Annotated in this window: 26 protein-coding genes; 15 read left to right on the plus strand and 11 right to left on the minus strand. The window is 65.0% G+C overall.

Going from position 1 to position 19,721, the window contains the following annotated elements:
* Positions 1-269: 269 nt before the first annotated feature.
* Positions 270-2,405: a DNA helicase RecQ gene (recQ, locus tag EP379_RS02840; protein WP_127478812.1), complete on the plus strand. Its 2,136-nt coding sequence runs from the start codon at positions 270-272 to the stop codon at positions 2,403-2,405.
* Between the two features lie 74 nt (positions 2,406-2,479).
* Here the strand turns inward: recQ and EP379_RS02845 are convergent, their stop codons facing one another.
* On the minus strand, positions 2,480-2,899 hold the full coding sequence (locus tag EP379_RS02845; RefSeq protein WP_127475648.1) for an AF1514 family protein: 420 nt from the start codon (positions 2,897-2,899) through the stop codon (positions 2,480-2,482).
* 77 nt (positions 2,900-2,976) lie between these two features.
* On the opposite strand from EP379_RS02845, the gene EP379_RS02850 reads away from it, so the two are divergent.
* The 4 genes from EP379_RS02850 to EP379_RS02865 are packed head-to-tail and all read left to right on the plus strand — an operon-like array spanning position 2,977 to position 5,956.
* Positions 2,977-3,288 (plus strand): AF1514 family protein, encoded by a 312-nt coding sequence (locus EP379_RS02850; protein WP_127475650.1) that lies wholly within the window; start codon positions 2,977-2,979, stop codon positions 3,286-3,288.
* Positions 3,289-3,295: 7 nt separating this feature from the next.
* A complete protein-coding gene (locus EP379_RS02855; protein WP_172600361.1) occupies positions 3,296-3,985 on the plus strand; it encodes a class I SAM-dependent methyltransferase in 690 nt (229 codons plus the stop codon).
* Positions 3,985-5,772 carry a type IV pilus assembly ATPase TfpB gene (tfpB, locus tag EP379_RS02860; RefSeq protein ID WP_420824454.1) on the plus strand — a complete coding sequence of 596 codons (1,788 nt, stop codon included), beginning with the start codon at positions 3,985-3,987 and terminating at the stop codon, positions 5,770-5,772. Before EP379_RS02855 ends, tfpB begins: the two co-directional genes overlap by 1 nt.
* A gap of 4 nt (positions 5,773-5,776) precedes the next feature.
* Entirely contained in the window at positions 5,777-5,956 is a 180-nt protein-coding gene (locus tag EP379_RS02865; protein WP_127475658.1) for a hypothetical protein, read from the plus strand.
* 5 nt (positions 5,957-5,961) lie between these two features.
* Here EP379_RS02865 and EP379_RS02870 read toward each other — a convergent pair whose 3' ends face one another.
* Genes EP379_RS02870 through EP379_RS02880 form a run of 3 tightly spaced genes read right to left on the minus strand, consistent with a single transcriptional unit; the run spans position 5,962 to position 7,439 of the window.
* On the minus strand, positions 5,962-6,747 hold the full coding sequence (locus EP379_RS02870; protein WP_127475661.1) for an ATP-binding protein: 786 nt from the start codon (positions 6,745-6,747) through the stop codon (positions 5,962-5,964).
* Positions 6,748-6,750: 3 nt separating this feature from the next.
* Positions 6,751-7,008 (minus strand): glutaredoxin domain-containing protein, encoded by a 258-nt coding sequence (locus EP379_RS02875; RefSeq protein ID WP_127475663.1) that lies wholly within the window; start codon positions 7,006-7,008, stop codon positions 6,751-6,753.
* A 2-nt stretch (positions 7,009-7,010) separates the two neighbouring features.
* Positions 7,011-7,439 (minus strand): DUF1622 domain-containing protein, encoded by a 429-nt coding sequence (locus EP379_RS02880; RefSeq protein WP_127475666.1) that lies wholly within the window; start codon positions 7,437-7,439, stop codon positions 7,011-7,013.
* 86 nt (positions 7,440-7,525) lie between these two features.
* Between EP379_RS02880 and EP379_RS02885 the strand changes: the two genes are divergently transcribed.
* The 5 genes from EP379_RS02885 to EP379_RS02905 all read left to right on the plus strand — a co-directional run bounded on the left by EP379_RS02885 (position 7,526) and on the right by EP379_RS02905 (position 11,574).
* Entirely contained in the window at positions 7,526-9,082 is a 1,557-nt protein-coding gene (locus EP379_RS02885; protein WP_127475668.1) for a mechanosensitive ion channel family protein, read from the plus strand.
* Positions 9,083-9,130: 48 nt separating this feature from the next.
* Entirely contained in the window at positions 9,131-9,457 is a 327-nt protein-coding gene (locus tag EP379_RS02890) for a cupin domain-containing protein (RefSeq protein WP_127475670.1), read from the plus strand.
* Between the two features lie 10 nt (positions 9,458-9,467).
* The gene (locus tag EP379_RS02895; protein WP_127475673.1) at positions 9,468-10,286 is read left to right on the plus strand and encodes an NYN domain-containing protein; all 819 of its coding nucleotides are present in this window, start codon (positions 9,468-9,470) and stop codon (positions 10,284-10,286) included.
* A gap of 191 nt (positions 10,287-10,477) precedes the next feature.
* Positions 10,478-11,137, plus strand: a complete 660-nt coding sequence (locus EP379_RS02900; protein WP_127475674.1) for a dienelactone hydrolase family protein — start codon at positions 10,478-10,480, stop codon at positions 11,135-11,137.
* A 65-nt stretch (positions 11,138-11,202) separates the two neighbouring features.
* Positions 11,203-11,574: a PilZ domain-containing protein gene (locus EP379_RS02905; protein ID WP_127475676.1), complete on the plus strand. Its 372-nt coding sequence runs from the start codon at positions 11,203-11,205 to the stop codon at positions 11,572-11,574.
* Positions 11,575-11,578: 4 nt separating this feature from the next.
* On the opposite strand, the gene mutH is transcribed toward EP379_RS02905, so the two are convergent.
* Entirely contained in the window at positions 11,579-12,256 is a 678-nt protein-coding gene (mutH, locus tag EP379_RS02910) for a DNA mismatch repair endonuclease MutH (protein ID WP_127475678.1), read from the minus strand.
* Positions 12,257-12,348: 92 nt separating this feature from the next.
* Here mutH and EP379_RS02915 point away from each other — a divergent pair, with 92 nt between their 5' ends.
* Positions 12,349-12,939: a malonic semialdehyde reductase gene (locus EP379_RS02915; RefSeq protein WP_127475680.1), complete on the plus strand. Its 591-nt coding sequence runs from the start codon at positions 12,349-12,351 to the stop codon at positions 12,937-12,939.
* A 237-nt stretch (positions 12,940-13,176) separates the two neighbouring features.
* On the opposite strand, the gene EP379_RS02920 is transcribed toward EP379_RS02915, so the two are convergent.
* From EP379_RS02920 to moaC, 3 genes are all read right to left on the minus strand, one after another.
* Positions 13,177-13,521 (minus strand): hypothetical protein, encoded by a 345-nt coding sequence (locus EP379_RS02920; RefSeq protein ID WP_127475683.1) that lies wholly within the window; start codon positions 13,519-13,521, stop codon positions 13,177-13,179.
* 168 nt (positions 13,522-13,689) lie between these two features.
* Positions 13,690-13,869: a hypothetical protein gene (locus tag EP379_RS02925; protein WP_127475686.1), complete on the minus strand. Its 180-nt coding sequence runs from the start codon at positions 13,867-13,869 to the stop codon at positions 13,690-13,692.
* Positions 13,870-13,881: 12 nt separating this feature from the next.
* A complete protein-coding gene (gene moaC / locus EP379_RS02930) occupies positions 13,882-14,370 on the minus strand; it encodes a cyclic pyranopterin monophosphate synthase MoaC (protein ID WP_127475689.1) in 489 nt (162 codons plus the stop codon).
* A gap of 75 nt (positions 14,371-14,445) precedes the next feature.
* Between moaC and moaD the strand changes: the two genes are divergently transcribed.
* Genes moaD through EP379_RS02945 form a run of 3 tightly spaced genes read left to right on the plus strand, consistent with a single transcriptional unit; the run spans position 14,446 to position 15,574 of the window.
* Positions 14,446-14,685 (plus strand): molybdopterin converting factor subunit 1, encoded by a 240-nt coding sequence (gene moaD / locus EP379_RS02935; RefSeq protein WP_232023961.1) that lies wholly within the window; start codon positions 14,446-14,448, stop codon positions 14,683-14,685.
* Position 14,686: 1 nt separating this feature from the next.
* Entirely contained in the window at positions 14,687-15,130 is a 444-nt protein-coding gene (locus EP379_RS02940) for a molybdenum cofactor biosynthesis protein MoaE (RefSeq protein ID WP_127475690.1), read from the plus strand.
* Between the two features lie 48 nt (positions 15,131-15,178).
* Entirely contained in the window at positions 15,179-15,574 is a 396-nt protein-coding gene (locus EP379_RS02945) for a TraR/DksA family transcriptional regulator (protein WP_127475692.1), read from the plus strand.
* 333 nt (positions 15,575-15,907) lie between these two features.
* On the opposite strand, the gene EP379_RS02950 is transcribed toward EP379_RS02945, so the two are convergent.
* The 3 genes from EP379_RS02950 to rnd all read right to left on the minus strand — a co-directional run bounded on the left by EP379_RS02950 (position 15,908) and on the right by rnd (position 18,923).
* Positions 15,908-16,429: a metallophosphoesterase family protein gene (locus tag EP379_RS02950; RefSeq protein ID WP_127475695.1), complete on the minus strand. Its 522-nt coding sequence runs from the start codon at positions 16,427-16,429 to the stop codon at positions 15,908-15,910.
* 170 nt (positions 16,430-16,599) lie between these two features.
* Positions 16,600-17,763: a phospholipase D-like domain-containing protein gene (locus tag EP379_RS02955; RefSeq protein WP_127475697.1), complete on the minus strand. Its 1,164-nt coding sequence runs from the start codon at positions 17,761-17,763 to the stop codon at positions 16,600-16,602.
* A 5-nt stretch (positions 17,764-17,768) separates the two neighbouring features.
* Positions 17,769-18,923, minus strand: coding sequence for a ribonuclease D (rnd, locus tag EP379_RS02960; RefSeq protein ID WP_127475700.1), 1,155 nt, complete (start codon positions 18,921-18,923; stop codon positions 17,769-17,771).
* Between the two features lie 118 nt (positions 18,924-19,041).
* Between rnd and EP379_RS02965 the strand changes: the two genes are divergently transcribed.
* Complete coding sequence (locus EP379_RS02965; RefSeq protein ID WP_127475702.1) at positions 19,042-19,542, plus strand: hypothetical protein; 501 nt, start codon at positions 19,042-19,044, stop codon at positions 19,540-19,542.
* Positions 19,543-19,721 lie beyond the last annotated feature (179 nt).

Consider the following 19,721-nt stretch of genomic DNA (forward strand, 5'->3'; position numbering starts at 1 on the left):
CTGCGTCGGTCCCGGGACGGAGTTGGTACGGTGTGTGCAATAAATAACATCGTAATGACTCCTCCAGGGGATGACAGGCGTGTGGTGGGACCTCCTGTGGTTTTAAGTTTTGTCATCCCCTCTTTCCAAGCCCAGGGCCACCTGGGCTTTTTTTTGCCCGGCGAACAGTCGGCTTGAGCTCCGACGGCCTGCGGCCTGGGGCGTTGTTCCGGTGGTAAACTTCGCCCCTTCCATGATTTCCCGTCCGTAACCCTGTGAGAGGCATGGCCATGGAGCAACAGGCGTTGCAGGTGCTGCGCACCGTTTTCGGTTATGAGTCCTTCCGTCCGCCGCAGGAGCAGGTGATCGACACCGTGATCCGCGGCGGCGATGCGCTGGTGCTGATGCCCACCGGCGGCGGCAAGTCGCTGTGTTACCAGATCCCCGCCATCGTACGTCCCGGCACCGGCATCGTGGTGTCGCCGCTCATCGCCCTGATGCAGGACCAGGTGGCGGCGCTGCGCCAGTCCGGCGTGCGCGCCGCCTTTCTCAACTCCACCCTCGGCGCCGCCGCGGCACGGGCGGTGGAGGAGGCGCTGCTCGCCGGTGAGCTGGACCTGTTGTACGTGGCGCCGGAGCGCCTGCTGACCGGGCGCTTTCTCGACCTGCTGGCGCGCGCGCCGCTGGCGCTGTTCGCCATCGACGAGGCGCACTGCGTGTCGCAGTGGGGCCACGACTTCCGTCCCGAATACATCCAGCTCTCGGTGCTGCACGAGCGCTTTCCCGCCGTGCCGCGCATCGCCCTCACCGCCACCGCCGACGAGCCGACGCGGCGCGAGATCATCGCCCGCCTGCAACTGGAGCAGGCGCAGGTGTTCCTCAACGGCTTCGACCGTCCCAACATCCGCTACCGCATCGTCGAGCGCGGCAGCAACGCCCGTGAGCAATTGCTGCGTTTCATCCGCGCCGAACACGACGGCGAGGCGGGTATCGTCTATTGTCTGTCGCGCAAGCGGGTGGAGGAGGTGGCGCATTGGCTCGCCGAACAGGGGCTGACCGCGCTGCCCTATCACGCCGGTCTGCCGGCGGAGACGCGGCGTGTGCACCAGGAGCGTTTTCTGCGCGAGGAGGGCGTGATCATCGTCGCCACCATCGCCTTCGGCATGGGCATCGACAAACCCGATGTGCGCTTCGTCGCCCATCTCAACCTGCCCAAGAGCGTGGAGGCCTATTACCAGGAGACCGGCCGCGCCGGCCGCGATGGCCTGCCTGCCGACGCCTGGATGGCCTACGGCCTGCAGGACGTGATCACCCTGCGCCAGATGCTGGCGCAGTCCGAGGCCGACGAGAGCCACAAGCGCGTCGAGCACCACAAGCTGGATGCCATGCTCGGTCTGTGCGAACTGACCAGCTGCCGCCGTCAGGCCCTGTTGCGCTATTTCGGCGATCACCTGCATGAACCCTGCGGCAACTGTGATACCTGCCTGGAACCGCCGCAGACCTGGGATGCCACGGTGGCGGCGCAGAAGGCGCTGTCCTGCGTGCACCGCACCGGCCAGCGTTTCGGCGTCAACTATCTCATCGACGTGTTGCTCGGCAAGGACGACGAGCGCCTGCGCCGTTTTGGCCACCACCAGCTGTCGGTGTTCGGCATCGGCCAGGAGCTGAATGTGAACGAGTGGCGCGGCGTGTTCCGCCAGCTCATCGCCCGCGGCCTGCTGGCGGTGGATATCGAGGGGCACGGTGCGCTGCGCCTCACCGAGCGCTGCCGTCCGGTGCTACGCGGCGAGGAGACTGTCCTGTTGCGCCGCGAAATCAAGGCGGCCAAGGCTCCGCGCAACCGGCGCAAGGGTGGCGCGGCGGTGGCGGGCAGTGATGAGGCCTTGTGGGAGGCGCTGCGCGCGCAAAGGCGCCTGCTCGCCGAGGAGCAGGGCGTGGCGCCCTACATGATCTTCCACGACGCCACCCTGATGGAAATGATGGCGGCGCGCCCCACGACGCTGGCCGCGCTGGCGCATATCTCCGGCGTCGGCACGCGCAAGCTGGAGGCCTACGGCGAGGCGTTTCTCGCTGTGTTGCAGCAGCATGCCGATGCGGAGACGGAGCGCAGTGATACGGTGGAGGACACCCTGCAACTGTTTCGCCGCGGCATGCATGCCGAAGCCATTGCGCACCGGCGCGGTTTGACCGTGGATACCATCCATAGTCATTTGGCGACCGCCATAGCCCGTGGCCAGGTAGAGCTGAATGATGCGCTGGGTCTGGCGCAGGCAGAGGTGAACGCCATCGCCGACGCCCTGTTGGCGCAGGATGGCGGCAAGCGGCTCAAGCCGGTGTATGAGATGTTCGACGGGCGCTACGGCTATGGCGTGCTACGCTGCGTACAGGCCGCCCTCGGCCGGGAGATACAAGATGCAAGGGAATGAGTGCGCCACGCGCACGGCTGTTTGTACTTCAAACTCGCGCAGCGAGTTCACCTCCTTGTATCTTTATATCTGCCTTATCCTTCATGCAGCCCGCCCATGACGCTTTCGTCCACGGCGAAGCAGGCCTCCTGGCGCGGGTTGGCCGGGTCGCGCAGATGTTCGGCCAGGCAGAGGAACTCATGGCCCTGGCTGTCGCGCAGCGCGACATAGGGGCTGTGTTCCAGGGTTTCGTAGCGCGAGCTGTCGGCGAAGATGAAGTCGTAGTCGCCGTTGATGCTGACGGCGAAGTCGCCGCCGTGGGCCTCGCCGTAATCCTGCCAGCGGCTCTGCACGTCGGCCCCTTCGATGACCGGCGACATGCGTCCTTCCGGGGCGTCGTGCCAGGCGACCAGGGTGGGTTCGGTTTCCAGTTGCAGCGCCACGGCGCGGGCGATGGCGTTGGCCATCTGATAGTCCAGCGGCAGGCCGCGGAGGGTAAGTTCGATGTGTTTCATGATGGCGTCCTCCGTTGCAGAGGTCGGGGTGAGTATTATTGAGCGAAATGCTCAGGATGATCCAAGCATAGTCCGCCATGGCGGTCTGTCAAAGCGAGGGGGATATGGAACGGGTGATGATCGAGGCGGATGGCGCGGCGCTGGATTTCAACCATGCCAAACGTATGGCCGATGCGCTGGCGGCGGAACGGGTGGAAGAGCCGCTCCTGCTGTCGTGGTATGACCGGGCGCGCGACCTGGAGTCGCCGGCGGGGGTGAACGAGTGTCATCGCCACTGCGCCACGCCGGGTTATGTGGCCTATGCCGAGAACCGTGGCGGCACCTTGCTGGTGGATGTGGCGCGCGGCGCCTATGTGTTCTGCTATCGTCCCCTGGGTGAGTTCGCCTGAGGCGTATATGCAAAGCCTATCCCGTCATTGCCTGTGGTTGTGCTGGCTGCTGGCCGCGCTGGCGTGCGGTCCCTTACCGGCCGAGGAGAACGTGGCGCCCGGCATCAACCGACACTATGAAAACCCCGATTTCGCGCAATGGCGCGCTACCTTCGAGCAGCCGGGGCGCGAGGTGTATGCGCGGCGTATGGACATCCTCGCCGCCACTGCGGTGCGGCCCGGCATGACCGTGGCCGATATCGGCGCCGGCAGCGGGCTGTTCACCCTGCTGTTCGCGCGCGAGGTGGGGACGCAGGGACGGGTGTACGCGGTGGATATCGCACCGGAATTCGTCGCCGGTATCGCGGCGCGCGCCCGGGAGGAGGGATACGGCAACGTGGTCGGCGTGGTGAGCGAACAGCGCAGCACGCGCCTGGCGTCCGACGCCATCGATCTGGCCTTTGTCTGCGACACCTACCATCACTTCGAGTATCCGCAGGCCATGCTGGCGTCCATCCATCAGGCGCTGCGTCCCGGCGGCCGCCTGATCATCATCGACTTTCGCCGCGAGGCCGGTTTCAGCTCGCCCTGGGTGATGGGCCACGTGCGCGCCGGCGAGGCGCAGGTGATCGCGGAGGTCACGGCCGCCGGTTTCACCTTGACCGCGCAGCCGGATCTGCTGCGCAGCAACTATTTCCTGATCTTCACCAAGCAGTGATATCCATGGCCAAGAACCTGCCCCACGATCAACCCCTCGAACTGGGCCGCGTGCTCGACATGCTGATGGCCGACGGCCTCCTGGACGAGGAGCGCGGCCGTACCCTGAAGGCGGTGGGGCCGGTGATGCAGCACAAGCAGCACCCGCTCATCACCATCGCCCAGCACAAGTGGCCCGATGCGCGCGCGCCGCAGCGGGTGCTCGATCTGCGGCTGCTCACCGAGTGGCTGGCGGAGCGCAGCGGCCTGGAGTACCGCCGCATCGACCCGCTCAAGGTGGACGTGCCGGCGGTGACCGCGGTGATGTCCTACGCCTATGCCCGCCGCTTCAACATTCTGGCGCTGGAGGTGCGCGCCGACGAGGTGGTGATCGCCACCGCCGAGCCGGAAGTGCGCGAGTGGGAGCGCGAGCTGATGCGCATCCTGGGCAAGCGCATCGTGCGCGTGCTGGCCGATCCGGAGGAGATCGGCCGCTTCCTGGTGGAGTTCTACACCCTGTCCCATTCGGTGCGCGCGGCGAGCGACGACAGCCGCCAGGGCGAGCGCTCCGGCGTGCAGAACCTGGAACAGCTCATGGAACTGGGCCGCGCCGGCAAGCTGGAGGCGGACGATCAGCACATCGTCAGCATCGTCGACTGGCTGCTGCAATACGCCTATGCCCAGCGCGCCAGCGACATCCACATCGAACCGCGCCGCGAGCAGACCAACATCCGCTTCCGCATCGACGGCGTGATGCATATGGTGTATCAGATACCCGCCTCGGTGGCGGCGGCGGTCACCTCGCGCATCAAGATCCTCGGTCGCATGGACGTGTCGGAAAAGCGCCGCCCGCAGGACGGCCGCCTCAAGACGCGCAGCGCGCAGGGCAGCGAGGTGGAGCTGCGCCTGTCCACCATGCCCACCGCCTTCGGCGAGAAGCTGGTGATGCGCATCTTTGACCCGGAGGTGCTGGTGAAGGACTATGCGGCGCTCGGCTTCAGCAGCGCGGAGTCCGAACTCTGGCAGCGGATGATCACCGAGCCCAACGGCATCATCCTGGTCACCGGTCCCACCGGTTCGGGCAAGACCACGACGCTGTACACCACCCTGAAGGAACTGGCCACGCCGGACGTCAACGTCTGCACCATCGAAGACCCCATCGAGCTGGTGGAGCCGAGCTTCAACCAGATGCAGGTGCAGCACAACATCGGCCTCGATTTCGCCAGCGGCGTGCGCACCCTGTTGCGTCAGGATCCGGACATCATCATGGTGGGCGAGATCCGCGACCGCGAGACCGCCGAGATGGCGGTGCAGGCGGCGCTCACCGGCCACCTGGTGTTTTCCACCCTGCATACCAACGATGCGCCGGCGGCGATCACTCGTTTACTGGAGATCGGCGTGCCGCCCTATCTGCTCAAGGCCACCGTGCTCGGCGTGCTGGGCCAGCGCCTGGTGCGCACGCTATGCCCGCACTGCAAGGAGCCGGCGCCGCTGGATGAGGACCTGTGGCTGTCGCTGGTGAGTCCGTGGAAGGTGAACAAGCCGGCCAGCGTCTATCGCCCGGTGGGCTGCCTGGAATGCCGCCAGACCGGCTACCGCGGCCGCGTCGGTGTGTATGAAATGATGGCGCTGACACCGGCGGTGAAGAAGCTGATCAGCGCCGATTGCGACATCGGCCGCTTGCGCCGCCAGGCCATCGGCGACGGCATGCGGCCGCTGCGCCTCAACGGCGCGCAGAAGGTGGCCAACGGACTCACCACCATCGAAGAGGTACTGAAGGTGGTGCCGCCGGAAACCGTGGAGGGTTGATGCGATGAGTGGTTGGGGGTGTCCGCACGACAGCAATGGCGAATGCCTCAAGGTGCCGGGGCGCGCCTGCGACCCGGGCATGAAGGGCTGCGTGCTGTTCGGCCGTTTCGCCTTCAGCAAGGAAGAGAAGAACCGGCCGGAGGAAGCGCGGCAGCGGCGCCGCGAGCGCGAGGGCCGCGGTTGAGCCGGTCATGACGTTGCCGGCCGTTCTCCCCAGGCATTGAAAAACTGTCGGGCGGTGCGCCCGCTGCGTGTGCCGCCCTTGCTCTGGGCGAACTGCAAGGCGGCATGGTGCAGTTCGCTGCGATCACCGCGGTAATCGGTGAAGTAGCTGTCCACCATCGCCAGATATTCATCCTGGGTCGCCGGATAGAACGACAGCCACAGGCCGAAGCGATCGGACAGCGATATCTTTTCCTCGATGGCATCGGCGTAGTGCAGTTCGCCCTCCACCAGCCCCGAGGCCAGGTTGTCCTGCATCGACTCGGGCATCAGATGGCGGCGGTTGGAGGTGGCGTAGACCAGCACGTTGTCCGGCGGCAGCTCGATGGACCCCTCCAGGACCGACTTCAGTGCCTTGTAGCTGCGCTCGCCGGCCTCGAAGGACAGGTCGTCGCAGAACACGATGAACCGCTGCGGCAGCTCACGGATGTCGTCGACGATCTCCGGCAGGTAGAGCAGGTCGTCCTTGTCCACCTCGATGAGGCGCAGGCCGCGTGGCGCGTAGGCGTTGAGCAGTGCCTTGATAAGCGAGGATTTGCCGGTGCCGCGCGCGCCCCACAGCAGGGCGTTGTTGGCGGGTAGGCCGGCGAGGAAGCGCTCGGTGTTGTGCACCAGGGCCTGTTTCTGCCGTTCGATGCCCAGTAACTGCTCCAGCCGGATCGGGTCGAGGTGGCGCGCAGCACGCAGCGCCTGGCGGTGGTGACGCCAGAGCGCGGCCCAGGTCCGCTGCCAGTCGATGCGCTCATCGTCCATCGTCTATTCCGCCATCAGCTCGTCCAGCTCGCCTTCCATGTGCATCTCGGTCAATTCGTTGAAGCCGCCGATCCAGCGCCCGTCGATGGTGATCTGCGGTACGGTACGCGCGCCATTGGTGATGTGGGAAAACTCCTGCAGCAGGCTGCGGTCGAGGTCGATACGCGCCTCCTCGTAAGCGATGCCCCACTTGTTGAGCAGGGTCTTGGTCTTGTCACAGATGGGGCAGGTGCCCGTGCTGTATATCTTGACGCGTGCCATGGTCACTCCAATTTATTGTTGGCGGGGGTGTCGTTGCCGGGCAGGTACAGCTCATGCTGCTCCGCGCGCATTTCATGTTGCAGGAAGAAGTTGAGTGCGGTACGGATCACGGCGATGGCGCCCAGCTTGCCGATCTGGTCCCAACTCGGAGCAATCGCCGTGGACAGGATATCGGCACCGAGCTGGAACTCCAGCGCCAGGCTCAGATAGCGCGCGAAGGTCAGGCGCACGGCGGTGAAGTCCGCCTCGCGGCTGGAGTGCAATGCCCGCACGAAACCCTGCACGGCAAAGACGATGCCGAGGGCGATGATCAGGGCGCCGGTGGTTTCCACAATCAGGCGCAGCCATTCCACGCCGTTGATGATGCTCGCCTCCAGCGCGCCGGGATGGGGACCGGGCAGCCAGGCCTGTGCGGTATGAGGTTCCGTCATCGTCATCCTGCTCCAGTGGGGGTATGCCTATCCTAGCAGTCGCCGGCTGGGTTATAACAGTACGAGGTGAAAGGGAGGCTGGAGTCATGACAGAAACGGCGTGGGACTGGGATGTGCTGGTGCAATATGCCGGCCATCAGGGGCTAGGCTGGTTGCTGCTCGCCGTGGTGTTGCTGTCGCTGATTTTGCTGCGTGCCGCACCGGCGGCACGGCCGACATTGTTCAATACGCTGTTGTTGTTTGCCGTCAGTCTGGCCGGCCTGCTGTTCAGTGCCTTGCTGTTTGCCTCCGGGCTGGATGCGGCGGCTGCGGCTCTGCGCGAGTTGTTCCTGCTCATCGAGGGCATGGCGGCGATTCGCCTTGCCGGTCTGGCCTTGTTCCGCTGGCTGTTGCCGCTGCTGCGCCTGGCGCCGCCGCGCATACTGGAGGACATGGCGGTGATCGCCGCCTATCTGGTGTGGGCCATGGTGCGCCTGCGCTATGCCGGATTGGATTTGTCCGGCATCGTCGCCACCTCGGCGGTGATCACTGCGGTACTGGCGTTTTCCATGCAGGACACCCTGGGCAACATCCTCGGCGGCATCGCGTTGCAACTGGATGACTCCCTGCAGGTGGGTGATTGGATCAAGGTGGATGACGTGACCGGCAAGGTGGTCGACATCCGCTGGCGCTCCACCTCGGTGGAGACGCGCAATTGGGAAACCGTGGTGATCCCCAACAGCCAGCTGATGAAGAGCAAGTTCGTGGTGCTGGGGCGGCGCCAGGGGCAGCCGGAGCAGTGGCGGCGCTGGGTGTGGTTCAATATTTCCTACGGCATACCGCCGGCACGGGTGATCGACGTGGTGGAGCGCGCCCTGCGCAATACCGCCATTCCCAATGTGGCGCGCCAGCCGTTGCCCAATTGCGTGATGATGGATTTTTCCGACAGCGCGGCGCGCTATGCGGTGCGTTACTGGCTTACCGATCTTGCCGTGGACGACCCGACGGATTCGGCGGTGCGCCAGCATATCTATGCCGCCTTGCAGCGGGCGGGCATTGAACCGTGCATCCCGGAGCAATACGTGCATGTCGAAAAGGAGAGCGCCAAGCACGAGGAGTTGCGCCATGCCCGTGAGATGCAACAGCGCCTCGCCTTCCTGCGTCAGGTGGAACTGTTCCGCGCCCTCACCGAGGACGAACTGCGCCTGGTGGCGGAACGGCTCAAATACACCCCCTTCGTGCGCGGTGACGTGATCACCCAGCAGGGGGCGGTGGCGCACTGGCTCTATATCCTGACCGAAGGCGAAGCGGAGGTGGTGCTGGAGGCGGGCGGTGGACAGCGTCCGCTGGGGGTGATCGATGCGACACAGGGACCGGGCTTTTTCGGTGAGATGGGGCTGATGACCGGTGAGCCGCGCACGGCGACGGTGATCGCACGCAGTGATGTCGTGTGCTACCGTCTGGACAAGGCTTCGTTCGAGAGCATCATCCAGTCGCGCCCTGCCCTGGCCGAAGAAATTTCCCACGTCATGGCCAGCCGCCGCGGTGGTCTGGACAGCGCGCGCCAGGCGTTGGATACGCAGGCACAGACGATGCATACGGCACAGCGCGAGTCGGAGATGCTGCGCAAAATCCGCCGCTTCTTTCATTTGGATCAGGCGTGATGACAGCCCGTATTGCATTCAGATGATACACGCGTTCCGGGGAGCGCCATGAAGATCGGTAATCTGTTCCGTAACCTGCCCGCCAGTCTGCCGGAGGAGTTGTTCGAGACCCTGGTGCAGGCGCGCGCCACCCGGCTGGAGCGCATCGTCTCCCACGGCCAGGCGTCACCGCCGGATTTCTGGTACGACCAGCCCGATCACGAGTGGGTGGTTCTGCTGGCCGGTAATGCCGGTTTGCGCTTCGAAGGCGATGGCGACGTCGTGGTGCTGCGGCCGGGCGACTATCTCAACATCCCCGCCGGGACCCGTCATCGGGTCGAATGGACCAGCACGCAGCAGCCCACGGTGTGGCTGGCACTGCACTATCAGGATTGAGGAGATTGTCATGGCCACTATCGGCGCCACGCAGAGCATGGCCCTGTTCTGCGACTTCGAGAACGTCGCCCTCGGCGTGCGCGATGCCAAATACGACAAGTTCGACATCGGCAAGGTGCTGGAGAAGTTGCTGCTCAAGGGCAGCATCGTGGTGAAGAAGGCCTATTGCGACTGGGAGCGTTACAAGGAATTCAAGGCGCCCATGCACGAGGCCTCCTTTGAACTCATCGAGATTCCCCATGTGCGCCAGTCGGGCAAGAATTCCGCCGATATCCGCATGGTGGTGGATGCCCTCGACCTCTGTTACACCAAGTCCCACGTCGATACCTTCGTCATAATCTCCGGTGATTCGGACTTCTCGCCGCTGGTGTCCAAGCTGCGCGAGAACAACAAGCTGGTGATTGGCGTCGGCGTAAAGAAGTCCACTTCGGACCTGCTCATCGCCAACTGCGACGAGTTCATCTTCTACGACGATCTGGTGCGCGAGCAGGAAAAGAAAAAGACCCGCAGCCGCAAGAAGGCGGCGAAGAAGAGCGCGGAAAGCAAGGAGGTGCCGCGCGACGAGGAAGACAAGGTGCAGGAGGCCTTCGACCTGGTGACCGAGACGGTGGAGGCGCTGTTCGCCGAACGCGGCGAGGAAGAAACCATCTGGGCCTCGATGGTCAAGCAGGCCCTGAAGCGGCGCAAGCCCGGCTTCAACGAGTCTTATTACGGTTTCCGCTCCTTCAGCAAATTGCTGGAGGAAATGGCGGCGCGTCACCTACTGCAGATGGTGCGGGACGACAAGTCCGGCAATATCCTTATCCGCAGCGTGGCCCACGAGGAGTAGGGTAACGCCCCTGTATCTTGCAGACCTATTGCCATCGCCAGGCCAATGCGCTAGGGCCTGGTCGCCCGGGAACAATCTCGGGATGGACTCATACCGTGGCGCGGCTACAATAGGCGCCGCCGCCGGCAGTGGATGCACCGCGGCATTTCCCGACGGCAGGGACCGGCCTACCGACTCTTGTGGTGTTTGCTATGGCGACGATGGTGCTGAAAACCCATGATGGCAACGAGGCCGAGGCTTATGTCACCGGCCCGGATACGGCACGCCATGCCGTGCTGATTATCCATGACTGGTGGGGTGTGCTGAAGTACAACCAGCAGTGGGCCGACCGTATCGCCGCGCTGGGCTACAAGGCGATGGTCCTCGACCTGTACGACGGTGAGAAGGCCAGTAATGCCGAACAGGCCGGCGAGCTGATGCGCAACCTGGACCAGGATATCGCCGACAACAAACTGCTGGTGGCGCTGGAGTACCTCAAGCAGGGGGGGCGTACCGTCACCACCCTGGGCTGGTCGCTGGGTGGGCGTCAGGCGCTGCTGGCGGCGCTGCTCGATCCGGACACCGTGACCTCCGCCATCCTGTTCTACTGCCGCATGGTCACTGATGTGGCGGCATTGCGCGAGCTGGGTGGCCCGGTGCTGGCGATCTATGCCCAGCAGGAGCGCACCTGGCCGGACAAGATGGAAAGCTTCAACAAGGCCATGGCCGCCGCCGGCAAGACCGTGGAAACCCACACCTTCGATGCCGGTCACGGCTTCGTCAACCCCGGTAGCGAGCGTTACAACGAGGCCATCGCCAACCGTTCCTGGGAGCTGGTGAAGGAATTTCTGCAGCGCGTCGCCCCAGTGTGAGATAGTGCCTCCTCTTTTTGCGCCTGGCCGCATGCCAGGCTGTTGCACGATAACCCGTTGGAACCATGCAGGAACGACGCGCCAGTCCCCGTGTAAAAATCCGCTTCAAGGTTGGTGTCATGCTGTCCGGCGGCGGGGTGCACTACGTCTGGACCTACGACATCTCTCTCGGCGGTATGCAGCTGCTCAGCGAATACAGCGCCGATGTCGGTGATGTGCTGCGCATCTTCTTCAGCGCCCTGGATACCGAGACCGACGAGTATGTCCGCGTCATGGCACGCGTGCGCGTGGTGCGTTCGGTGTATGACGGCAGCGAGCAGTGCTTCCGTATCGGCGTGGAGTTTGTCGATTTCGACGGCGACGGCCGCACCGTCTACAACCGCTACCTCGATTCCCGTCTCTATTCCCGCTACGGTCAACGCCTCGGCGTGGGCTGAGTGCTCATCCCGGCAGCACGAAGTGCTGCCGCAGGATGGCGGCAGTGAAGGCGGCACGCAGGTAGTAGCCGCGCGGGTTGGTGAGTACGCGCTCGCCATCGAGCCCCACGGTGTGGCGCAGGGCGCGGCTGTTGGCGGCCTTGGGGCGGATCTGCAGCACCTCGCCGTGGCGTGCGCTGATCTGTTCCAGTTCGCCGAGCAGGATGCGTTCGTTCAGTTCCTCCCAGTCGCGGCGCAGCAGCGCCTCCTCTGCCGCTGACGGACTCCATAGCAGGGCGCTGCCGACGTGCCGTTCGGCCAGTGGGATATTCTTGTCCGCCTGTACCGGCAGCCACAGCACGCGTGCCAGTTTGCGCCGCAGCCAGCTGTGTTCCCAGTCTTCCCCCGCCGTTTCCAGCGGTACGGTACAGACATAGGTGGATTCGCGCGGCAGGCCGCGGCCGTCTACCGGCAGGGTCTTGAGTTCCACACCGATGGCCTCAAAGTCAGGGGCGGCGAGCGAGCCGGCGCTGGCGCCGAGGGCCTGTTCGAGGAGCTGTCCCACCCAGCCCTTGTGGCGGCGCAGATCGGCCGGTACCGTTACCCCCAGTCCGGCAGCGATATCGCCCAGCGTGCGGCCGGCAAGGCGGTGCGCGCGGGCGAGCAATTCTGTTTCGTCGCGGGGAGGGGGTATGTGGGGCATGGCGTGAGTATGCTCAGCCGCCCCGTTCGTGTCGAGCCGTCAAGCCCGATACACTGTCATCCGACGCATCCGTCCGCAAAGGAGAACCCGCAATGAATGAACCTCTGAACGATACGGCCCTGGACACCCTGTTCCGCGCGGCCCGCAGCTTCAGTCACTGGCAGGACCGCTCGGTGAGCGAGGCGCAGCTGCGTGCGCTGTACGACCTGATGAAGTGGGGGCCGACCGCCGCCAACAGTTGTCCGGCGCGCATCGTGTTCGTGCAGAGCGCGGCGGCCAAGGCGCGGCTCAAGCCCTGCCTGGCGGAGGGCAATGTGGACAAGTCCATGTCCGCCCCGGTGGTGGCGATCATCGGCATGGACCTGGAGTTCTACGAGAAACTGCCGTGGCTGTTCCCGCACACCGATGCCCGTTCCTGGTATGCCGGCAAGCCGGACAAGATCGCCGCCAGCGCCACCCTCAATACCGCGTTGCAAGGCGGCTATTTCATCCTCGCCGCGCGCAGCCTGGGGCTGGATTGCGGCCCGATGTCCGGTTTCGACAACGCAAAATTGGATGCGGAGTTCTTCCCCGACGGCAAGGTGAAGTCGCTGTTCATCTGCGCCCTGGGCTATGGCGTGCGCGAGAAGCTGTATCCGCGCGGGCCGCGCCTGGCCTTTGAGGAGGCGTGCCGCATCGAATGACAGGCACGCGATGCGGGGTGCGAGCTACGCGCCGGCTCATCCCCCGCGCCTGGCATCTTGTGCCTCGTGTAAGGCCCCGGCGGCAAAGGAAAGGTGGCGGTTTCCGGTTGCAGGGTGACGTGGTCGAGGGCAAAGCGCTCGTGCAGCAGGCTCCCAAGCGGCGAGACGGGCGGGCACGATTGCATGCGGCCAGCGTGGTCGTGGCGGCAGGCAGCGAGTAGCTGTGGCCGGGACGGGTCAGCCGATCACCTGGCCACGATAGATGCGGCGCACGTCGGCGGATTTTCCTTCCGGCGCCTGCGCAGCGGCTGTCACCGGGGCGCCACGGTAGCGCGGTGCCGCCGGCGCGGCGGGTTCGGGAACCGCTTCCGTCGCCGTCAGGCTCTCCAGTTCGCGTCCCATCTGCCGCAGCAGGGTGTTGCGGGCGCGGGCGGCAAAGGCGATCAGTTCTTCCGTGGCATCCGTCTCGCTCAGCAGCACGGTCACACCGAACTCTTCGCGCACCATGCGCCGCATCATCAGCATCAGGCGGATGCGTTCGCGGGACAGTTCGTTGCCTGGGGTCGGGCGTGGGGTCTGCATCGTTCACTCTCCTTGGGGGCAATACCGATGACAGAGCAAAAGACGGGCCAGCGCGCCGACGCGCACCGGCGCGGCAATTCCGCTGCCGGGTGAACGATATCGGGGCAGCGGCGCCGCGCTGTGCCCTGGGGTAGTGCAGCGGCACGTCAGCTGCGCCGCTTGGCGCCGTTACGGTTTGGGCTTGAGCATCACCAGATACATGCCGAGGCCGGCCACCGCGGCCCACAGCACCATGGCGAGGGGGCCGAAGGTTTCCCACATCGAACCCATGAACAGCAGCATGACGAGGGCGAGGCCAAGGACGGCGTTGCCGAGCCAGAAGTTGGGGCCGAATTCGTTGTCGTTCATCGTGGCGCAGTTTCAGGCAGTGGGTTCTTCGCGCTGCCAGTGGCCGGACTTGCCGCCCTTCTTTTCCAGCAGACGCACGTTGTCGATGGTCATGCCGCGGTCGACGGCCTTGCACATGTCGTACACGGTGAGCAGGGCGACCTGCACGGCGGTGAGCGCCTCCATCTCCACGCCGGTCTGGCCGGCGGTTTCGCAGGTGGCGCGGCAGTGCACGGCATTGTTGCTCTCATCCAGTTCGAATTCGATGTCGACGTGGGTGAGGGCGATGGGATGGCACAGCGGGATCAGTTCGGCGGTCTTCTTGGCGCCCATGATACCGGCGATACGCGCCACGCCGAGCACGTCGCCCTTCTTCGCCGTCCCCTGCTGCACCAGCGCCAGGGTCGCCGGCAGCATGGTGATGCGCCCGGCGGCGACGGCGGTGCGCGCGGTGATTGCCTTGGCGCCGACGTCGACCATGTGGGCCGCGCCGGCAGGGTTGAAATGGGTCAATTCGCTCATGATCGTCGCCAAGTGGTTCGCTTCGGTCAACCATGATAGGCTCTCGGCAGTTTGGGGCGCAATTGAGCGGAGGCCATGACCATGACTGTCGCGGTGAAATTTTTTGCCAGCCTGAAGGAACAATTGGGCTGCGACGGCGCCACGGTGGAGATCGGCGAGGTGGCGACGGCGGCCGATGTCTGGCTGCAGGCCGCGGGTGGCAAGGCCATGCCAGGCAACGTGCTGGTGGCCATCAACATGGAGTATGCCGATCAGAATGCCACCGTGCACGACGGTGACGAGGTGGCCTTCTTCCCGCCGGTGACCGGAGGCTGAGATGAAGATCGAGGTGCGTGCCGCACCGCTGGAGCCCTGGCGCGAGGTGGCGGACTACGAGCAGGCGCAGAGCGCGCTGCACGGTGCCGCCGGGGCGGCGGCGGTGTTTGTCGGCACCATGCGCGACATCAACGAAGGCGCCCCAGTGACGGCGATGACCCTGGAACATTATCCGGGGATGACCGAGCGGCACCTGGAGAAGATCTGCCGCACGGCCGCCGAACGCTGGACACTGCTCGATACCCTGGTGGTCCATCGCGTCGGCGAACTGCACCCGGCCGATCCCATCGTCCTGGTCGCGGTATGGTCGGCGCACCGCAAGGACGCCTTCGAGGCCTGCCGCTACATCATGGAAGACCTCAAGTCCAATGCCCCGTTCTGGAAGAAGGAACGGCTGCCGGAGGGTGGCCACCGCTGGGTGGAAAAGAACACCGCCGGATATTGACCCCGAACTCTGCCATTCACCGGGAGTGCCCGGTGCATAGGAATCATCATGACGCGTCTGAGCGACGAACAACTGAATACTTTGCAACATCTGCTCACAGCGGAGCGCGCGCGCCTGCGCGGTGAAATTCGTGATCATCTGCTCGCCACCGACCGCGAGCAGTATGGCGATCTGGCGGGCCAGGTGCACGATGCCGGCGAAGAATCGGTCGCCGATCTGCTCGCCGACGTGAATGTGGCCGTGCTGGGACGGTTGATCATCGAACTGCGCGAGGTGGAGGCGGCGCTGGAGCGTATTGCCACCGGTGGTTACGGCCTGTGCGAGGATTGCGGCATCGATATTCCCTACGCCCGCCTGCAGGCCTATCCGGCGGCGCGGCGCTGCGTCGAGCACCAGGCCTTGCACGAAAAGCAGTATGCCGAAGAAGGCAAGCCGACGCTCTAAGGAAGGTCTGAATAAGTCCATCCTGGACTTTTCAGGTCGCTCCCGCCCCTCCCTGGGCTGCGCGACATAAGTCCATCCGTGGACAAAACCACGCCAAGCGCAAAGTGTGATTTTCGCTTGGCTTCATTTTTCAACGACTTATCGTCGTTGAAAAATGGCGGCACATCCCTGTGCCGCGGAAGCTCTGAACTTATTCAGAGCTTCCCTAAACAAAGGTACGAGATACAAGGGGCGAGGGGATGAACTCGCTATGCTCGTGTTGTTTTTGAACTCAAACAACGGTGCACGCCGCGCACGCCGTCCTCGTCCCTCGTATCTTGTCCCGCGTACCTTTTATTTTTTCCATCCCGGCACGTCGCGGATCTCGAACTCCATCGTTTCCAGATCGCCGAAGATGTAGCTGGCGCGCGGGCCGACGCCGGCGACGGTGCCGGGATTGAGCAGCAGGGTGGTGCCGCCCTTGACGTTGGCGATGGTCTTGATGGCCGGCCGGTGATCATGGCCGCAGCAGACGATGTCCCAGTCGCCGGTGAGGGCGAGGGCCTGGGCGTAGTGCGGGTAGTGCACCAGGAAGATGCGCTTGCCGCCCTGCTCGAGACCGGCGTCCTGGCCGTGATAGAAGATTACGCTGTTGGGTTCCTGCGCCAGCATGAACATGGCATAGGTGTCGCCCATGTTGTTGCCGTGGATGACATGCACCGGCAGGCCGAACTGCTGCAGCGGCCGCAGCGCGGTGGGCGCCACCACGTCGCCGCAGTGCCAGACCACCTGGGCCCCCAACTCCCTGGCTTCAGCCACGGCGGCGGTGAGCAGGGAGCGGTTGTCGTGACTGTCGGATACGAGGCAGATCTTCATGATTAGGGGGCATTGTCAGGCGATTGTGCGCTTAGGATACTCCAAACGGTAGGCACGGGGGACGAGGTCAAAGAAACGAGGGATTGAGTGCGCTGCGCGCGCAGTTTGAACAGCACTGCCTTCCTCGCATCTCGTATCTTGTCCCTCGTCCCTGGCGCCCGCAGGGCGCCCTACGGGCGGCGCTGACTCAGTCGTTCCAGCCACAACTCGATAAATCCCCAGAAACGTTCCTGCAGACGCCGGCGCCATGAGCGCTGGCGCCATTCGCCGGCGAGGAATTCACGGCTGTGGGTGAAATCGGCCTCGAACAGGGCGGCGACCTGCTCGGCCAGCGCGTGATCCTCGACCTCCTGGTTGGCTTCCAGATTCCAGCTGAAGTTCCAGCGGTCGATGTTGCTGGAGCCGATCGACACCCAGGTGTCGCACAGCAGGATCTTGGCGTGCAGGAAGCGCGGCTGGTATTCGAAGATGCGCACGCCGGCGGCGAGCAGCTTGGTATAGTAGCGCCGGCCGGCATGGCGCACGCCGGGGTGATCGGTGTGCGGGCCGGGTAGCAGCAGGCGTACGTCGCAACCCTGGCGCGCGGCCTGGTACAGCGCGCGGCGTATTTTCCATGACGGGATGAAGTAGGCGCTGGCGATCCAGATGCGGCGTTCGGCGCCGCGCAGGCGCTTGAGCAGGGAGCGCTTGATCTCCATGCGGATGGGCTCATTGAGGGTCACGCGGCCGGCGCTGTGGCCGGGGGCGGCGCCGGCCGCCGGGGGCGGCAGCGGCAGGGGCGGGGTGGGGTTGCGGCTGTTGCCTTGGTTGAGATGCCACACCTGTTCGAAGGCCGTGTGCCAGTCTGCCACGCAGGGGCCGCGCACCGCGAGCATCACGTCGTGCCAGTGCAGCGGTTCGGTGGGGGCAAACTCATCGGTGATGCCGGCGCCGCCGGTATAGGCCACCACGCCGTCCACCAGCAGCAGCTTGCGGTGATCGCGCCACAGGTTGCGGCGCAGCTTGCCGTAGTGCAGCGGATTGTAGAAGGCGAGGTGCACGCCGGCGTCCAGCAGGCGTTGCCGATCGGACGGCAACAGGCCGCGCGCACCGAAATCATCCAGCAATACATAGACTTGCGCGCCACGGCGGGCCGCGCTAGTGAGCGCATCGATGAACTCACTGGCTATCATCCCCGATTCGACCAGGTACATTTCCAGCAGTATGTATCGTCGTGCCGCCTTGATGGCGGTGAGCATGGCGGGAAAAAAATGGCTGCCATCGACCAGCAGGTCGAAGCGGTTGCCGCCGCGCCAGGGGAAACGTTTGCGGTTGAGGGGCAGGGGGGCCTGCATGGCGATCAGGGCGTGAACTGGCTGATCTGCAGCCGGCCGTCAACCACACGCAGCAGCAGCTCGCCGCGCAACAGCCGTTGCAGGTCGTGACCCACCAGTTGCGCGCGCCAGCCGTGGCGCAGTGCGGCATCGGTATCGTCGCCGAGCAGGCGCTCCACCTCCCGGCGCGGCGCCAGCGTGGGCACGCTCACCTGCTGCTCCATGGCGCGCAGGCGTACCAGTGCCATCATCGCATCCACCAGCGCCTCCTGTGGCGGCGTCAGGCGGACCACCGGTTCCAGTTGTGGCCAGTCGTCCTGCGGCATCTTGCGGCCCTGCTGGATCAGCTCCAGCAGGCGTTGACCGTTACGTTCCAGGATGCCCTTCTCCAGGCCGCGGATGCGCCCCAGCTTGTCCAGGCTGTCCGGCATCAGCTTGGCCATGTCGAACATCACTTCATCCTTCAGCACCCAGCGTCGCGGCCGATCCGAGTCCTGCGCCACCTGCTCGCGCCAGGCGGCGAGCTGCTGCAGCACGGCGAGCTGCACGCCCTTGAGGAAGTTGACGCCCTTGATGCGGCGCCAGGCCTCCTGCGGCGGGTTGTCGTAGGTGTGCGCATCGGACAGGGCGGCGAAGTCCTCCGCCAGCCAGGGCAAGCGGCCATTCTGCTCCAGCGCGGCGCGCTGCTTCTGGTACACCTGCACCAGGTAGCGCACGTCGTCGGCGGCATACTCCAGTTGCTCCGGCGTGAGCGGGCGCAGGCTCCAGTCGGCGCGGCTGTGCGCCTTTTCCAGTTCCACGCCGAGGGTTTCCTTCACCAGGGCGCCGTAGCCGATCTGATCGCCGTGACCGAGCAGGGTGGCGGCGAGCTGGGTGTCGAACACCGGCGCCGGCGGCGTGCCGCGCATGACGTGGAAGATTTCCAGGTCCTGGCGCGCGGCGTGCAGCACCTTGAGGATCGCCGGGTCGTACAGCAGGTCGAGCAGCGGGCCGAGGTCGTCGATGCCGAAGGGGTCGATGCACACGGCCCCGTCCGGGGTGGCGATCTGGATCAGGCACAACTGCGGGTAATAGCTCTTCTCGCGCATGAACTCGGTGTCGAGGGCGAACCAGTCATGCCGGCGCAGTTCGGTGCAGTAGGCGGCGAGGTCGGCGGGATTGTCGATATACGGTACGGACATGGGCAACTCGTGGTTTGCGGAAGGTGTGTCAAGTATACGGTCAGCCCTCGTGCATTGCTGCGGTGTCGGCGCGAAAGGTATCATGCCCGCCACATGCCGGATGCCGGATAGGGAAGCCATGCCGCAATTACTCAAGGTCTTCGTGGATATCTGCCTGCTGCGCGCCGGGCCGCAGGATCTGCCGGCGTCACGCTTTCTGCTGCTGCTGACCCTGGCATTGCACGTGCTGCTCGGTTTTGCCTTCGCCCTGTTTACCGTGCCGCTGCCGCAGGCACTGCTCGTCGCCGTCATCGGTACCGTCCTGCTGCTGGCCGTGGTGCAGGGGCTGCTGCTGGCGTACCGCAAGGCGGCGCGCCTTACACAGACCGCTACCGCCCAGGCCGGCAGCGAGATCGTACTCGGGCTGGCGGCCCTGCCGCCGACCGTGTGGTTCTATGCCGTCGAGGGTGCCGAGGCGCGGCTGCTGCCCTCGCTGCTGTCGCTGCTGATCATCGTCTGGAGCGTGATGGTGACGGTGCACATCCTGCGCCATGCGCTGGAGGTCAACCAGGGCATCGCCCTGTTGCTGGCCCTGGGCTACACCTTCCTCACCTACAGCGTGATGGGGCTGGTGGTTTAGTCACGGCAGGTACGAGGGACAAGGTGCGAGATACGAGGGAGGCGGGCGCGGTGCGCACGGTTGTTTTGCTACAGAACACCCGGGCGTAGCGGGCTCATCCCCTCCTCCCTTGTCCCGCGCATCGCGTACCTTTCTTCGTGGTCGGTTTGTAGAGGAAACAGGCGGAGCGCCTGTTCGGA

It is taken from the genome of Sulfurivermis fontis (genome assembly GCF_004001245.1).
Taxonomy (GTDB): Bacteria; Pseudomonadota; Gammaproteobacteria; order Thiohalomonadales; family Thiohalomonadaceae; genus Sulfurivermis; species Sulfurivermis fontis.

Bases quoted from the DNA above. Each gene is read 5' to 3' on its own strand.
- recQ (WP_127478812.1), top strand. From the start codon at position 270: ATGGAGCAACAGGCGTTGCAGGTGCTGCGCACCGTTTTCGGTTATGAG.
- EP379_RS02845 (WP_127475648.1), bottom strand. From the start codon at position 2,899: ATGAAACACATCGAACTTACCCTCCGCGGCCTGCCGCTGGACTATCAG.
- EP379_RS02850 (WP_127475650.1), top strand. From the start codon at position 2,977: ATGGCGGTCTGTCAAAGCGAGGGGGATATGGAACGGGTGATGATCGAG.
- EP379_RS02855 (WP_172600361.1), top strand. From the start codon at position 3,296: ATGCAAAGCCTATCCCGTCATTGCCTGTGGTTGTGCTGGCTGCTGGCC.
- EP379_RS02865 (WP_127475658.1), top strand. From the start codon at position 5,777: ATGAGTGGTTGGGGGTGTCCGCACGACAGCAATGGCGAATGCCTCAAG.
- EP379_RS02870 (WP_127475661.1), bottom strand. From the start codon at position 6,747: ATGGACGATGAGCGCATCGACTGGCAGCGGACCTGGGCCGCGCTCTGG.
- EP379_RS02875 (WP_127475663.1), bottom strand. From the start codon at position 7,008: ATGGCACGCGTCAAGATATACAGCACGGGCACCTGCCCCATCTGTGAC.
- EP379_RS02880 (WP_127475666.1), bottom strand. From the start codon at position 7,439: ATGACGGAACCTCATACCGCACAGGCCTGGCTGCCCGGTCCCCATCCC.
- EP379_RS02885 (WP_127475668.1), top strand. From the start codon at position 7,526: ATGACAGAAACGGCGTGGGACTGGGATGTGCTGGTGCAATATGCCGGC.
- EP379_RS02890 (WP_127475670.1), top strand. From the start codon at position 9,131: ATGAAGATCGGTAATCTGTTCCGTAACCTGCCCGCCAGTCTGCCGGAG.
- EP379_RS02895 (WP_127475673.1), top strand. From the start codon at position 9,468: ATGGCCACTATCGGCGCCACGCAGAGCATGGCCCTGTTCTGCGACTTC.
- EP379_RS02900 (WP_127475674.1), top strand. From the start codon at position 10,478: ATGGCGACGATGGTGCTGAAAACCCATGATGGCAACGAGGCCGAGGCT.
- EP379_RS02905 (WP_127475676.1), top strand. From the start codon at position 11,203: ATGCAGGAACGACGCGCCAGTCCCCGTGTAAAAATCCGCTTCAAGGTT.
- mutH (WP_127475678.1), bottom strand. From the start codon at position 12,256: ATGCCCCACATACCCCCTCCCCGCGACGAAACAGAATTGCTCGCCCGC.
- EP379_RS02915 (WP_127475680.1), top strand. From the start codon at position 12,349: ATGAATGAACCTCTGAACGATACGGCCCTGGACACCCTGTTCCGCGCG.
- EP379_RS02920 (WP_127475683.1), bottom strand. From the start codon at position 13,521: ATGCAGACCCCACGCCCGACCCCAGGCAACGAACTGTCCCGCGAACGC.
- EP379_RS02925 (WP_127475686.1), bottom strand. From the start codon at position 13,869: ATGAACGACAACGAATTCGGCCCCAACTTCTGGCTCGGCAACGCCGTC.
- moaC (WP_127475689.1), bottom strand. From the start codon at position 14,370: ATGAGCGAATTGACCCATTTCAACCCTGCCGGCGCGGCCCACATGGTC.
- moaD (WP_232023961.1), top strand. From the start codon at position 14,446: ATGACCATGACTGTCGCGGTGAAATTTTTTGCCAGCCTGAAGGAACAA.
- EP379_RS02940 (WP_127475690.1), top strand. From the start codon at position 14,687: ATGAAGATCGAGGTGCGTGCCGCACCGCTGGAGCCCTGGCGCGAGGTG.
- EP379_RS02945 (WP_127475692.1), top strand. From the start codon at position 15,179: ATGACGCGTCTGAGCGACGAACAACTGAATACTTTGCAACATCTGCTC.
- EP379_RS02950 (WP_127475695.1), bottom strand. From the start codon at position 16,429: ATGAAGATCTGCCTCGTATCCGACAGTCACGACAACCGCTCCCTGCTC.
- EP379_RS02955 (WP_127475697.1), bottom strand. From the start codon at position 17,763: ATGCAGGCCCCCCTGCCCCTCAACCGCAAACGTTTCCCCTGGCGCGGC.
- rnd (WP_127475700.1), bottom strand. From the start codon at position 18,923: ATGTCCGTACCGTATATCGACAATCCCGCCGACCTCGCCGCCTACTGC.
- EP379_RS02965 (WP_127475702.1), top strand. From the start codon at position 19,042: ATGCCGCAATTACTCAAGGTCTTCGTGGATATCTGCCTGCTGCGCGCC.